At 39.6% G+C, this 13,539-nt stretch carries 12 protein-coding genes; 4 read left to right on the top strand and 8 right to left on the bottom strand.

Features of this window, described 5'->3' with window-relative positions:
- Positions 1 to 96: 96 nt before the first annotated feature.
- A complete protein-coding gene (locus ADS77_RS19415) occupies positions 97 to 1,065 on the top strand; it encodes a class 1 fructose-bisphosphatase (RefSeq protein ID WP_054203031.1) in 969 nt (322 codons plus the stop codon).
- Between the two features lie 123 nt (positions 1,066 to 1,188).
- Here the strand turns inward: ADS77_RS19415 and ADS77_RS19410 are convergent, their stop codons facing one another.
- Positions 1,189 to 1,515: a hypothetical protein gene (locus tag ADS77_RS19410; RefSeq protein WP_054455897.1), complete on the bottom strand. Its 327-nt coding sequence runs from the start codon at positions 1,513 to 1,515 to the stop codon at positions 1,189 to 1,191.
- Positions 1,516 to 1,571: 56 nt separating this feature from the next.
- Here ADS77_RS19410 and ADS77_RS19405 point away from each other — a divergent pair, with 56 nt between their 5' ends.
- The 3 genes from ADS77_RS19405 (at position 1,572) to ADS77_RS19395 (ending at position 6,116) form a co-directional block, all read left to right on the top strand.
- Entirely contained in the window at positions 1,572 to 1,928 is a 357-nt protein-coding gene (locus tag ADS77_RS19405) for a DUF5522 domain-containing protein (RefSeq protein ID WP_054203029.1), read from the top strand.
- Positions 1,929 to 2,098: 170 nt separating this feature from the next.
- A complete protein-coding gene (locus ADS77_RS19400) occupies positions 2,099 to 4,531 on the top strand; it encodes a TonB-dependent receptor (protein WP_054455895.1) in 2,433 nt (810 codons plus the stop codon).
- Between the two features lie 64 nt (positions 4,532 to 4,595).
- A complete protein-coding gene (locus tag ADS77_RS19395; protein WP_235575815.1) occupies positions 4,596 to 6,116 on the top strand; it encodes a tetratricopeptide repeat-containing sulfotransferase family protein in 1,521 nt (506 codons plus the stop codon).
- On the opposite strand, the gene ADS77_RS19390 is transcribed toward ADS77_RS19395, so the two are convergent.
- From ADS77_RS19390 to ADS77_RS19360, 7 genes are all read right to left on the bottom strand, one after another.
- Positions 6,113 to 6,955 carry a sulfurtransferase gene (locus ADS77_RS19390; RefSeq protein WP_054455891.1) on the bottom strand — a complete coding sequence of 281 codons (843 nt, stop codon included), beginning with the start codon at positions 6,953 to 6,955 and terminating at the stop codon, positions 6,113 to 6,115. The two genes, ADS77_RS19395 and ADS77_RS19390, sit on opposite strands and share 4 nt — an antisense overlap.
- 83 nt (positions 6,956 to 7,038) lie before the next feature.
- Entirely contained in the window at positions 7,039 to 7,821 is a 783-nt protein-coding gene (locus tag ADS77_RS19385; protein WP_054455890.1) for a glycosyltransferase family 2 protein, read from the bottom strand.
- 59 nt (positions 7,822 to 7,880) lie between these two features.
- A complete protein-coding gene (locus tag ADS77_RS19380; RefSeq protein WP_054203024.1) occupies positions 7,881 to 8,300 on the bottom strand; it encodes a group I truncated hemoglobin in 420 nt (139 codons plus the stop codon).
- The gene (locus tag ADS77_RS19375; protein WP_152960643.1) at positions 8,300 to 9,127 is read right to left on the bottom strand and encodes a DUF3034 family protein; all 828 of its coding nucleotides are present in this window, start codon (positions 9,125 to 9,127) and stop codon (positions 8,300 to 8,302) included. The genes ADS77_RS19380 and ADS77_RS19375 overlap by 1 nt, the downstream gene beginning before the upstream one ends.
- Entirely contained in the window at positions 9,120 to 11,438 is a 2,319-nt protein-coding gene (locus ADS77_RS19370) for an EAL domain-containing protein (RefSeq protein WP_054455888.1), read from the bottom strand. The genes ADS77_RS19375 and ADS77_RS19370 overlap by 8 nt, the downstream gene beginning before the upstream one ends.
- Positions 11,431 to 12,090 carry a methylamine utilization protein gene (locus ADS77_RS19365; RefSeq protein ID WP_054455887.1) on the bottom strand — a complete coding sequence of 220 codons (660 nt, stop codon included), beginning with the start codon at positions 12,088 to 12,090 and terminating at the stop codon, positions 11,431 to 11,433. Before ADS77_RS19365 ends, ADS77_RS19370 begins: the two co-directional genes overlap by 8 nt.
- A 158-nt stretch (positions 12,091 to 12,248) precedes the next feature.
- Positions 12,249 to 13,355, bottom strand: a complete 1,107-nt coding sequence (locus tag ADS77_RS19360) for a phosphoribosylaminoimidazolesuccinocarboxamide synthase (protein ID WP_054203020.1) — start codon at positions 13,353 to 13,355, stop codon at positions 12,249 to 12,251.
- Between the last annotated feature and the right edge of the window lie 184 nt (positions 13,356 to 13,539).

Genomic DNA, 13,539 nt, shown 5'->3' with positions numbered 1-13,539 from the left:
AAATACAGTTATTTAAGACGAAATTCAGCGCTTGCTGTCATAGTCGCTCTCACATAAAAAGATTATTACAGCCCATAACGTTATCAGGAAAATAGAATGCGTAGACTTCCACCGGTTTTACTTGAAGACGGTTGCCCAAGAGAATTAATTTCTTTGATCCGAACCATTTTAGCTGCATGTAAAGAAATTTCTTTTCGTGTTGGCCAAGGTGCACTTTCAGGCGTACTCGGTTCAACACTTGATGAAAACATTCAAGGCGAAACACAAAAAAAACTTGATGTAGTAACCAACCAGCTCCTCAAAGACATATTACTGGAATCAGGCTACGTAAAAGCGATTGCCTCTGAAGAAGAAGATTACACCGTTGCGGGTAACCCTGACGCTGAATATATCGTCGCATTCGACCCGCTTGACGGCTCATCAAATACCGATATCAACTCATTAGTCGGTACTATCTTCTCTATCATGAAAGCACCTGAAGGTTCAGATGCAGCAGATCAGAGCATCTTTATGCAGCCGGGTAAAAATCAAGTTGCGGCGGGTTATGTTTTATATGGCCCATGCACTACTCTTGCGCTAACAACCGGTAAAGGTACACGTTTTTTCACCCTTGATAAAACGCACGGCACATTTTTACTTACTCAAGATTTTGCACAAGTACCTGAAGACACCAACGAATACGCTATTAACGCATCAAACCAACGCCATTGGCAACCAGCTATGCAAAGTTACATTGATGACTTAATGGCTGGCGAAACAGGCCCACGCGCTCGTAACTTCAACATGCGTTGGATTGCAGCCATGGTAGGTGATGTGCATCGTGTTTTATGTCGTGGTGGATTATTTACTTATCCTACCGACACTAAGGATCCAAACAAACCAAATAAACTACGCTTACTTTATGAAGCAAACCCAATGGCCATGCTTATCGAACAAGCTGGCGGCATTGCATCAACAGGCACTGAGCGCATCATGGATATTCAACCAGACGCCATTCACCAGCGTGTAGCCGTTATTTTAGGTTCTAAAAACGAAGTAGAAACCTGCTTGGGATATCATAAGTAATAGCTGTAAGCTGTAAGCTGTAAGCTGTAAGCTGTAAGCTCAAAAATATAAACCATGCTTGTTAAGTCAAGCACGGTTTATATTTTATCTCTAAACTGACGGCTGACGGCTGACGGCTGACGGCTAAATTTTCAACAACTCAACCAATCTCTCAATTTTACTATTATCGAGCTCACCCATTTGTTCGCTGTTGCTTAGGGCATAAATTGCGCCTTCGACAGCGCTGTGGTCTATGTCGGTTCTTGATTCAATAACATTGGCCCACAGCTCAAGATCGTCTAAATCTATCTCGCCGGCAAGGCATCGAGTGAGCACATCGAGTACGGCTTCGAGCGTTAATATGTAGGCTAGGCTTTGATCATCTGCTAGTGATGAAACAATAATGCCGATGGCTTCGTCTTTGTGTTTACCAAAGGTGGTAAATTCTGCTAAGGCTTGTGCTCTGTTCATATGTGTTTATCTGTTATTCTATAGATGATAATTATTAAAGCTTAAATGAATATTGAATGACTACTTTAGCCTGTTCGCAATGCCAAGCTACTCTCACCTGCAATGTTGATAATATCAATGCCTGTTGGTGCAATGAGCTGCCTGCTATTTTACCGCTTGATAGCACAACCACCAGCTGTTTATGCCAAGTGTGTACTTTGGAAAAAATTAATACATTTTTAAACACGCTGTATCAGCGCCCCCTTAAAGAACAAGTCGCTTTTGCTAAGCCCTTTCAAAGTAATGCTAATTTAATTGAACGCCTCGATTATGAGATGCAAAACGGCTATATGGTATTCAGTCGTTGGTTTTTTTTAAAGCGCGGCAACTGCTGCAAAAACAACTGTAAAAATTGTCCGTACCGAAAACAGTAAATAGTTATTCAAATAATTTAAATAATATTGCAAATAACGCATGACTATCAGAATAAAAATACATTACAATTGGATATAAATTCACTAAGAATTTACTTAATTGCGCCTTACAAAGTGGTTTAGGCTACTTTTTAAGCATAAATATACTGTAACTTATTCGGAAAATGAACATGACTGCCTTTAGACCTGCGTTACTTGCCTCTGCCGTTTCTGCCATTTTATTTAATAGCCAACCACTATCAGCTGCTGAATCAGCAATTCAAGCAGATAAAGCAATCGAAACTATTCAAGTAACTGCAACGCGTCGTGCGGGTTCAGTGCAAGAAGCCCCCCTTAATATTACCGCTCTTGATGGCGATGTGATCAAAGATCAAAACATTGGTGATCTTGAAGATATAGCGCGTTGGGTGCCCGGTTTAACTATTTCTGATCAAGGCGGGCGTGAAGGCTCACCGATTATTGTCCGCGGCTTAAATACCAATACCTCTGATCGTATTTCTGACGGCGGTACTGTTGCTACTTATGTGGGCGAAATTCCACTTAATATTGATTTACGTTTAACTGATGTTGATCGTGTTGAAGTACTTATTGGCCCGCAAGGCACTTTGTATGGTGCTGGTACATTAGGTGGCGCTATTCGTTACTTATTAAAGCAGCCTGAGCTTGATATTACAGAAGGCCAAGTAACCGGTGATATATTTGCATTAAATGAAAGTGACGGTACGGGCGGTGAGTTTGGCTTGGTATTCAATACGCCTTTAATTGAGGATGTGTTGGCTATTCGCGCCAGTGTAAATCATTACACTAACCCAGGTTATATCGATTATAACTACGTGGTGCAAAACCCCGGTGTATCAAACCCAAATCCAGATTTTACCAATCAGCAAGATGTAAACGCCAACTTACGCCGTGTTAGTGACGTAAATGATGAGCAAATCACTACTGGTCGTGTATCACTGCGTTGGCAAGCTAACGAAGCAGTTGAAGCAACGCTTAACTACTTTTATCAAAAGCAAGAAAACGGTGGCAATTCAACATCGCAATATAATTCACTAAGCGATACCAACCCATTACACGGTATGATTGGTCAATATGAAAATGCCGCGCGTATTCTTGAGCCAGGTGAAGAAGAAAACGATTTATTAAGTTTAGAGATCAAAGCTGATTTAGGCTTTGCTGAACTTGTGTCGGCATCAGGCTGGTCAAGCTATGAGCAATCTGGGCAACGTGACCAAACTGATTTGCTTTACGATATTTGGAGTGGTTATGCTGATTTCCCTGCGTTTGTAGCGCAAACTTTGGATACGTCAAAACGTGATAGTTTCACTCAAGAAATTCGTTTAGTGTCTAACTCTGATAGCGCTTTTAACTGGATTGTCGGTGGTTATTACAACAAACTTGAAACTCACTCAGACGATCGCGAATACACACCCGGTTTAACTGAGTTTTGGGGCGATGATATTCCTAATCTGCAACAAGATCTCGAGTATATTTTAGTCAGTGACTCTGAGATCACTGAACAAGCTTTATTTGGTGAGGTAGGGTATGCCTTTACCGAGCAATTTAACGTGACACTTGGCGCGCGTTTTTACGAGTATGATGTATCAACAACATCTGGCTCAGCAACACCGTTGTACTCAGGTGATTTTTCATCATTAGATCAACTTACAATGGTGAATACGAGCGCCAGTGATAACGGTAACTTATTTAAATTTAATGCTAATTACACATTTAATTCTGGTGTACTTGCTTATTTTACCGTAAGTGAAGGCTTTAGAATTGGCGGTGGCAACGGTCTAGCACCTTGCCCAGATATATTACCTGAACAGCAAATAGTCTGTGCTCTTCCAAATGAAATTGGTTATGAACCCGATACCACAGTAAACTATGAGCTAGGTTTTAAATCAAGCTGGTTTAAAAATCGCTTACACTTTAATGCGGCGCTATTTAACGTTGACTGGAAAGACGCACAAGTAGGTACTGCAACCGTAAATGGTCAAGAGCTAATCACCTCAAATGCAGCTACAGCTAACTCAAAGGGCGTGGAAATTTCATCTCGCGCTATGATTGCTGATAACTGGACTGCCTACGCCACTTATGCTTATGCAAAGGCACAGTTAACTGAAGATGCTCCTGGGTTATTAGGTGTACTGGACGATGAATACGCACAGTATCAAACATATTACGATGGCTCTGATGGCGACCGTTTACCAGGCGCGCCTGAGCATCAGTTTTCATTTGGCCTACGTTACGAGCAAGATGTACTCGATGATAAATTGCTAAGCATTAACTACGGTATGACCGCGCAAAGTGATGTGATCACTAAAGTCGGCTTAAAAGCTTATGGCGAAACACTTTCAGGTTATGCACTGAGTAACTTATCAGCCAAGTTAACCGGTGATATGTGGTCAGCCACTCTCTATGTTGATAACTTATTCGATAAGTACGCGTTTACCTCGGTACGCCGTGATAAATCATGGGCTGGCATGACTAAGTATGAAGAGCTAAACAAAGAACTGCCTAAATTACAACGTGTGTATGGTCACTACACCACAACACCTCGTACTATTGGTATGAAGTTTACGTATAACTTTGAACTGTAATAACAGCTCTTTGTAAACTAAAAAAGCCTTGGTGTTTTACGCCAAGGCTTTTATGCTTATTACTATGCAATTAACATCCGCTCAAAAAAACCTACAACAACAAATTGAGCACGCTATTAACCATGGCAAGCTTAACGACGCGCATTTATTACTGGTCAGTAATATTAACAACACACCGAATGATCACTTTAGTTATTTTTTACTCGCGCAAATAAACATTGCTGCAAACGATAATAGCAAGGCACATAAACTACTCAATAAAGCGATTAGCATTGATCCAATGCCATTATACTTTGCTCACTTGGCAAAATTAGCGGTACTCAGTGGCAAGCTGTTAGATGCGCAACAAGCGATTAATAAAGCAGTAAAGCACACACAGTTTAATGCTATTGAGTGCGATTTAATTGCCAATGTACTAACTCGTTTAGGGCACTATCAACTCGCGTTAGAATGGCAACTGCAGGCTCATCAACATGCTCCTACAAATCCACAGATGAGCTATAACTTAGCTGTAGCGTATAAAATAATGGGGCAATTTAATGATGCAGTACAGCTACTGCATTCACTTATAAAACAACACCCGCAGCATTTTCAGGCTCACTATTCACTGGCCGAACTTAACGATAACCAACAGGCTAAGCAGCATTTACAACTGCTTTTAGGTTTAACCGAGTACGCTAAAACCCCGATACAGCAGCAATTTTTGCACCACGCAATTGCACTTAATTATGAACATTGCACTGATTATAAGCAGGCCTTTACTCACTTTAATACAAGTAAAAAACTTATCTATCAAAATGTTAAATATAACGCACAAGCCCATCGTGAATTTTGTAGGCAGCTTATCGCTTTAAGTGATGATTATAGGCCGCAAATAAATCACAACAATTTTGCACCATTGTTTATTGTGGGTATGCCGCGCTCCGGCACTACTTTGATGGAGAAAATAATAAACCAGTCAACACACGTACAAGGGGTGGGTGAACTCAATGACATTGCCCAGCTTTGCCAAGGCAATAATACTCAGCTGTTAAATAGTAGCGTAATCAATGCCGTGTATAAAAATAGCGAACTAACAACACAATTGGCTCAATATCAACAGCGTATTACGCAACTAGTGGATCCACAGCTACGTAGCTGCGATAAACAGCCATTCAATTTTTATTATATTGATTTAATTTTAGCAGCCTTTCCTAGTGCTAAAATTATTTGTATGCAACGCGGGGAAAAAGACAGCTGTATTGCTAATTTTCGCCAACTTTATAATCCAGCAAGTCCCTTTCATCACTACAGCTATAACTTAAATAATATAAAGAACTTTTATGAAGACTGCGGTGATTTGATTGAGCACTTTACAAATAAATACCCTGATAATGTAATCACTATAAAGTACGAAGAACTCGTAACTAATCCGATTGCAAGCACGCAGCAGGTTTATGCATTTTGTGATTTAACGTGGCAAGAACAATGTTTAGATTTTTACAAACAACACAGCCCGTCAGCAACGGCAAGTAAAGTACAAGTACGCCAGCCTCTCAATAACAAAGCCATTGATTACTGGCAACACTACGGGTTTGCACTTTAACGTGCTGGGCTAGAGCCGGTTTCGATAGGCAACTCATCACGGCTGCCCCACTCACTCCATGAACCGTCGTATACATGTAAGTTTTCGTAGCCACATTCATCAGCAAACAATGCCAATATGCACGCTGTTACGCCCGACCCACAACTAAACTGTAAGATACTTTGACCATCTATTACCGTCTCAAACGCCGCTTTTATTTGTGTCAGTGGCTTAGCTTCCCCGTCATTGAGTAATGCTGCAAACGGTAATGAACAACTATTAGGAATATGCCCACTGCGCATACCTTCGCGAGGCTCTGCCATTTCGCCAGTGAAACGCTTATAGCTTCGTGCATCAAGCAAAAGTACATCATCGTCATCAATACCATTAAACACGGCTGCTGTATCGATAAAGTACCCTACACGCGCTCTTGCTTTAAAGTTACCCTTGTGGTGATTTTGGCTGTATTCAACTTGAGTGAGGTAACCGAGTGATTGCCATTTAGCTAAACCGCCACTGAGAACCTTAACGTTGTCAAAGCCCATTGCTTTAAACATCCACCAGCCACGCGCGGCACTAAATAGTCCGCCATCTTCATAAATAACAACAAGTGAATCATTATCAACACCCAGCAATTGCATTTGCTCGGTAAACTGCTCAGGACTACACATAGTATGCGATAAGCCGCTGGATAAATCCGCTAACTGCTTTTTAAAATCAAAGCGCAAAGCATTGGGTAGCTTAGCGTGAGGCTGATATTGCCCAGGTAAACCAGGACGCACCATTCCTGCATCAAAAATAACGAGTTTAGGGTCGGTTAGATGTTCATTTAACCACGTGGCGGTTACTAAATTTTTCATACTTTATATGTTGCTGCCTACAATATTTACTGACAATATCAGCGGGTAATAATGCTAAAAATACAAACAAACCAAAAATAGGTTTATTTTTTTTGCTTTTTATTTTGTTCATATAACTTTGCTTCTTTCAAAAAAGCATAATGAGCGGTCATCATTGATTTTATAAACCCTCGATTACCAAACAGAAAAAATCGACAGAATATATACTCTTTAATAAATGTAATAGGAAAAACAAGCAATAATTTCAAAATAGAATAGCGCTTACCTTGTATAATTTTTTCTTTTGCTCTTAAGGTTGAGTAGGTATTATTTTTGGCTGTTAAGGTGTCGATATCGTTATAACCATAATGTAAAAAATACTCTTTAGCATAAAGCTCTTTACCTTCTACAGTGGCACTTTCATGAACCAATTTTTTGGCGTTAAAACATGCATCACTTTTTTTGTAGAACCTGACATTATTTGGCTTTTTAACCCAACCAGTTGGAAACTTATTAATAAAGCGATCAATACGTTTTAAACGCACTGCGGTATATTTATCTTCCTCCATAGCATTACATAAGACCTGTAATGCAGAAGGCGTTAGTTCTTCATCACCATCTAAATTCAAAACCCAATCAAAGCTACAATGCTCCATCGCTATTTGCTTTTGCTTCGCATAACCCTCCCATGGATGGTAAATTACCTTTGCACCTAGCTCTGTAGCTATCTCAACCGTGCCATCAGTACTGCCTGAATCAATAACAATAACTTCAGCACATTCGCTGACACTTTTAAGTGTATTTTCAATATGTTCAGCTTCATTCAATGTGACGATGAAAACACTGATTGGCGCTTTATTTTCTCTATTCTTTTTACTTTCCGACATATTTTTCACTTTAAAACTCTTTTGATAACCTAAACTAACAGCAATCGATAAAGCACTGTTTAAATTTCAATAATCTCAGCTCGTAATGGAGCCATTTTTGCTAACACTTTATTTTGCACTGTATGATTGATATTCAGTTCATTCATCGCATTAATAAGCAACTCAACAACATGATTGAAGTCAGTCTCATTAATATTCATACCAGTATGAATCGCGACCATGTCATCGCCGATGTATTCACAAGGCCCGTCAGTTAAAGCGCATAAGTGGTTAATAAACCCATCACGAAAATGCGTGATGTTTGCATCTTCAAAATAGTGAATTATTTTCTCATCGCGCGCAATCTGATTAATAAAGCTATCAATTAACCTTTCAATTCCTGCTTTACCATCTAGCTGCTGATACAACGTTGGACCACCAGTGGATTTACAGCCCCCCAGCATCAGCAATAACGCGACTATTATTAGTGTGCTTTTCATTACCAATACCCTGTTACTGATAAATACCAACCCGTTTGATCATCTTCGCCAGCTATACTGCCCAAGTCGAGCCAAGCAGCCGTAACGCTGACATACTTATTAGGCATCCAAGCGACAAATACATCACGCCAATCTTCTTCACCCAAACCTAAATTGTTTGATTTTTGGCGATATTCAATACCTACTGCAATATCACGGCTTAAGAAGATAGCCGTACTGCCTTCAAATAATAATTTTTGACGACTATTAGCGCCACCATAGCCAAGCAACCCTAACTGATTCGCATCACTGTAGCGCGTAGTCATATTCCAAAACCAGTTGTAGCCCGCCAAAGCGCCTAAATGAAGCTTACTTGCTGCAAGGTAAATGTCTGTACCGCTTGTTTTTTCTGCGCCGACAAGTGTTGCTACGGCGCCATCGCGTAGTGATTTATGTTGCACGCCTAAACTTAATTGTGGCCATTGGCTATACACTATATCGCCGTATAAACGGATTTTAGCACCGGTGATTGACTGCTCTATTTTTGTGTTTAATGCTGGCACATCAAAGTGTTGCTCTGCATAACTGAATTCAACACGATTAAACAAATTGATCTGCGCACCACAAACATCAAGGGTATAATCACTTACGTCTGCGCGACTGCAAAACCCATTGATTGCAAACTCATCGTCTGTTGCATAACCTGCTAATTGCGCCCAAGGGACTAAACCTCCACCCGCACTACCTTCAACTTGCGATACGCCAGGCGTTGCTAATAATTTCCCTTGCCCTGCAAAGTTACTAAATGGTAATAAACAAGCAATAAATCCCAAAAAAAACTTAAGCATGCTCATTGTTATACTCTTTTAACCATTGTTCAAAAACATCCGCTTTTAAAGGTCGGCTCAAATAATACCCTTGCACATGATCGCATTTCATACTTTTTAACAACTCAAGTGACCCTGCAGTTTCCACCCCTTCTGCAACAACTGAAAACCCTAACTGGTGGCCAAGCGTGATCGTGGATTCTACAATAAATTGATCTTTTTCTGATTCATCAAGTTTTAAAATAAAGCACTTATCCAGTTTAAGCTCGTCGATAGGTAACATTTTCAAGCGCCCCAGCGATGTCTGTCCTACACCATAATCATCGAGTGAAATTTTCACCCCTATTGCTTTAAGATTTTCAAGCGCTTGAATGCCTTTCTCTTCATTTTCGATCATATCGCGCTCAGTCAGCTCTATTGTGATCAAGGCAGGCGCGACCGAATAATTTTTTAATGTGCTCACTAAATTAGAATGAAATCCAGGGTATGCAATATCTTGCGCTGAAACGTTAATTGCAGCTTGCATATAAATGCCATTTTTCTGCCATTGTTCAACCTGCTTAATCACCGTTTTTATAACCCACTCGGTCAGCTCGACTATCAAACCTGACTGCTCAGCTAAATCAATAAATAGCTCCGGCGAAATCCAACGGCCATCTTTTTGCTGCCAACGGATCAAAGATTCAACTTTATCAATTTTTTGTGAAGCAATATTTAATTTAGGCTGGTAAGTCATAAATAATTGGCCGTCGTCATCTGCGATAGCCTGCTTAAGCTCATCAATCATTACTAAGCGCTCTAGATGCTCCTCATCTTCACCCGCTTGATAATAATGAATACTCTCATGGGCATTTTCACCGTTATCAACAGCGATTAATACGCGACGAATTAAGTCATCCGCTTTTAGGCCTTGAGCAGGATATTGCACAACTCCGGTACTAAAACGCAGGTTAATTTTTAATTTCTGAATGGTGTAGCAAGCCTGTAACTGCGCCATTAAACCTACAATATCATTTTTAAAGTTCTGGCTACCATCACTTGGAAATACAGTTAAAAACTCATCACCACCAATACGTGCATGCAAGCCACCAAACTCATCAGAAAACTCAGCTATACGACCTGCAACTGCTTTTAAGCAATCATCACCAATGCGGGGGCCTAACTTATCGTTGATATGACGCAAGCCGCGGATATCGATAGCCACCAGTGTATATTCTCGATCTTTATTTAACTGCTCATTGAGTACTTCTAGCATTGCTGAACGATTATAAAAGCCTGTAAGGGTATCATGTTTAGCTGCAAAACTAATTTGCTGCTCACGCTCTTGAATATCGTTACCCATGTTTTTAAATGCATCAATGAGTGTTGAAATTTCACTACTTTGCTTTTTACTCATCGCATCAACGCTATAATTACCGCGCGCAAATTGACGCGCTAAACTGGCTAACTGCGATAACGGCATAGTCAAATTTTTTGCAAGTAAGCTACTGGTGAAAATACCTATTACTATCGTAATTGCGGCCAAAAACATTAATGTAAAAAATAGTCGCTCAAATTCACTGTAGCTTTGTGTTAGATCAGCACTGAGCATCACATTCACTGAATGCTGGTTAAGTGACGGTAGAGAAAGATCGCGATTGCGATATACAAGCTGCTCGCCAAAAATACGTGAGGTGGTTTTTTTATGGAAGTACTCTGTTGGTATAAATGGAACTGGTCGCTCTAATAAGGAGCTTCGTACTAAATCATCTCCTTTGGCAATAAAACTAACATCTAAACCGGTTAAGTTTTTAAGCTCCAGCACAACACTTTCATCAATTTTAAAACCCACCAAGCTATATGCTACGGTGCGCGGCGCCTTAACGGGTAGTAAAATCACTTGGTAAAGCTCATTATTTAATACAACAAAATTAGACTGTTCTGAGTTGTTTAATAACTCACTCATTAACTGTACTAAATCATTGCTAAAATTCTGCTGCGGGGTATTTGATGAAATTAACTTACCCGATAAATCAAGTAGTAGCATTAAATCTGCATTAATACGCTGGCTGTGGTTATATAATACACTACTAATAGTATCAGCATCGCGAGTGGCTACTGCTTGTTTAAAACCAAAATCAGAGGTCAATACTTTTGCTGCGGTGAGCAATAAGCTTTGTTTAGCGCTTAAGTATTGCTTATAAACATTTTCAGCGACATTAATATCCTGTGTGACCTTTTTTTCATTAAATTCGCTGGTTGACCACCAAAAACTAAATAGGCTAACCATTGTTGTTAGCAGCACCAAGCCAACACATAAAATAATGATGCGATTTTTTAAGCTATTAGTCATTGCGACCCTTAAACTTATTACCAAACGTGTTGCGCGGTGCAGGATCTGCTGTTTGCAAGCTAAGTTGTATATTATTCGGTGTGTTTATCGCTAATGAAATAATTTTTTTCTCTTCAAGCGTCGCTTTTTGTAAAGGATTCCATGCGCTTAATTGAACAGGTAATGTCACATTTTTAAGTTCGATACGACCTTGTTCGTCACTTTGGTAAACATGCTTATTTTTTGACACATAGATATACCCAACCATTGAATCATGGATATTACAGCCTAAAACAACAATACCTTCATTATCAAATGTAATTGGCTTTTCAGGTTGTCCTGAATAAAGCTTTAATTGAAAGGGCTTTGTTGGTGAAAATGAATAAACATGATGGCGAATATTATCGCTATTAGGAAAATTAACTTGTTGACCTTGTTGGGCAATTAATAAAACCGGTGAAAATTGCTTATCCACTTGATCCATTTCAAGAATAGATAAATTATCTTGTGTCGTAACGCTGTTTGCATTTACATGCTCAACCACTGTATTGCTCAGAGGAGCGCCATACTGATCAACAAAATTAAGTGTTAGGTTAGCTGCAAATACGTTATTCGCAAATAAAAGCCCGGCAACACCTAATATGTATTTAGTGATTACTAGTTGCCATGTCATTTGGCGATTCCTTGTTTTATCATCACTAATATATACCTTGAGTTCGTTTTAACCTAAGTTAATTAAAGACAGGCCCTAAATGCAAGAATAAAAGCCCAATCACTATAAATTATAGCTAAATTTTGGGCTTTTGATTCTGTTAACTTGAAAACTAATGACTAAGAATGGGAAACCAGTCCGTATTGCTCATCCAGTATCGCAATGACTTCAGCGCGAGGATCGGCAGGAATAGTTATATCGTGACCTACAATTTTACTTGCAATACCAACATACGTGTCAGATACAGCTAACATAACTGATTCTGGTAACACATAATCTTTCGCTAGTTGTTCGCGCTCCGGCATGCGGTCTTTATTAAGTAGCACATCGCTATCTGGAACATTGTTGATTAATAATTGACGGAAACCTTCTTTCGAGTTTTCTACAATTTTACCATCACGGTACGCTGCTTCATCCCAAATACGTGACGAATCTGGCGTGCCCACTTCATCAATATATATAAGCTTATTTGTGCCATTTAAATCTTCAACATAACCAAACTCAAATTTTGTATCGACAAAAATTTGGTCCAGTTTTGCTAATTCGTCACTGATTAAGCTAAAGCCTTCAACTAATAGCTTTTCATATTTGGCTACATCTTCTGGCGATTTAAAGTTAAACACACCAAGGTTGTTAATAATATTTTCACGTGTGATGTTCACGTCATCGACTTCAGGTATATCGGTAACACCAGTAATAATACCTTTTGTTGAAGGTGTAATTAATACCTCATCAAGCTTTTGATTTGCAACAAGCCCTTCTGGTAACTCTAAACCACAAAAGTTACGCACACCTTTACTGTAATCGCGCCACATGCTGCCAGTAATATATTGACGAGCAATGGCTTCCACTTTTACAGTGCTCGCTTTGCGTACTATCCAAATATATGGGTGCGGAATATCAACAATATGATTTCCTGCCAGACCAGCCTTATCAAATAATTTAAACCAATGAGAGGCAACACTGTTCAAAGCAATGCCTTTACCAGGCACACCATTTAAACCATTTTCACCTTGCCAAATACAATCGAATGCAGAGATACGATCAGAAATAATCATAATAGCCAGCTCAGTACCTTTTGGCACTTGGTAGCCTTTTTCACTGATCAAACGCGCGCTATCTTCGTCTGTTAACCAATAAACTGAACGAACTTTACCACTGTGGACAGGACCTTTGGTACGCACTGGTAAATCATCGTTTACGTCTAAAACTTTATAGCTAGTCATGCTATCTCCGAGGTATATGACATGCTCTTAAAGAGCACGTGTATGGTATTGGGGTTATAAGGAGCTAATGATAATCGAGACCGCCTAAAATCACAATTAAAGCGCAATGCGATTTAACGCAGTTTAGTTTGAATTTTATTCTCTACGTTATAAGATAACATCAAAATTCAGCAGTAATTGAATA

The organism is Pseudoalteromonas porphyrae (genome assembly GCF_001298125.1).
Taxonomy (GTDB): Bacteria; Pseudomonadota; Gammaproteobacteria; order Enterobacterales; family Alteromonadaceae; genus Pseudoalteromonas; species Pseudoalteromonas neustonica.
This window is presented reverse-complemented; position numbering and strand designations above follow the sequence as displayed.

What these genes read in the sequence shown, in the direction of transcription:
- ADS77_RS19395 (WP_235575815.1), top strand. Translation starts at nt 4,596, where the DNA reads ATGCAATTAACATCCGCTCAAAAAAACCTACAACAACAAATTGAGCAC.
- ADS77_RS19380 (WP_054203024.1), bottom strand. Translation starts at nt 8,300, where the DNA reads ATGAAAAGCACACTAATAATAGTCGCGTTATTGCTGATGCTGGGGGGC.
- ADS77_RS19390 (WP_054455891.1), bottom strand. Translation starts at nt 6,955, where the DNA reads ATGAAAAATTTAGTAACCGCCACGTGGTTAAATGAACATCTAACCGAC.
- ADS77_RS19405 (WP_054203029.1), top strand. Translation starts at nt 1,572, where the DNA reads ATGACTACTTTAGCCTGTTCGCAATGCCAAGCTACTCTCACCTGCAAT.
- ADS77_RS19415 (WP_054203031.1), top strand. Translation starts at nt 97, where the DNA reads ATGCGTAGACTTCCACCGGTTTTACTTGAAGACGGTTGCCCAAGAGAA.
- ADS77_RS19365 (WP_054455887.1), bottom strand. Translation starts at nt 12,090, where the DNA reads ATGACATGGCAACTAGTAATCACTAAATACATATTAGGTGTTGCCGGG.
- ADS77_RS19410 (WP_054455897.1), bottom strand. Translation starts at nt 1,515, where the DNA reads ATGAACAGAGCACAAGCCTTAGCAGAATTTACCACCTTTGGTAAACAC.
- ADS77_RS19375 (WP_152960643.1), bottom strand. Translation starts at nt 9,127, where the DNA reads ATGCTTAAGTTTTTTTTGGGATTTATTGCTTGTTTATTACCATTTAGT.
- ADS77_RS19370 (WP_054455888.1), bottom strand. Translation starts at nt 11,438, where the DNA reads ATGACTAATAGCTTAAAAAATCGCATCATTATTTTATGTGTTGGCTTG.
- ADS77_RS19400 (WP_054455895.1), top strand. Translation starts at nt 2,099, where the DNA reads ATGACTGCCTTTAGACCTGCGTTACTTGCCTCTGCCGTTTCTGCCATT.
- ADS77_RS19385 (WP_054455890.1), bottom strand. Translation starts at nt 7,821, where the DNA reads ATGTCGGAAAGTAAAAAGAATAGAGAAAATAAAGCGCCAATCAGTGTT.
- ADS77_RS19360 (WP_054203020.1), bottom strand. Translation starts at nt 13,355, where the DNA reads ATGACTAGCTATAAAGTTTTAGACGTAAACGATGATTTACCAGTGCGT.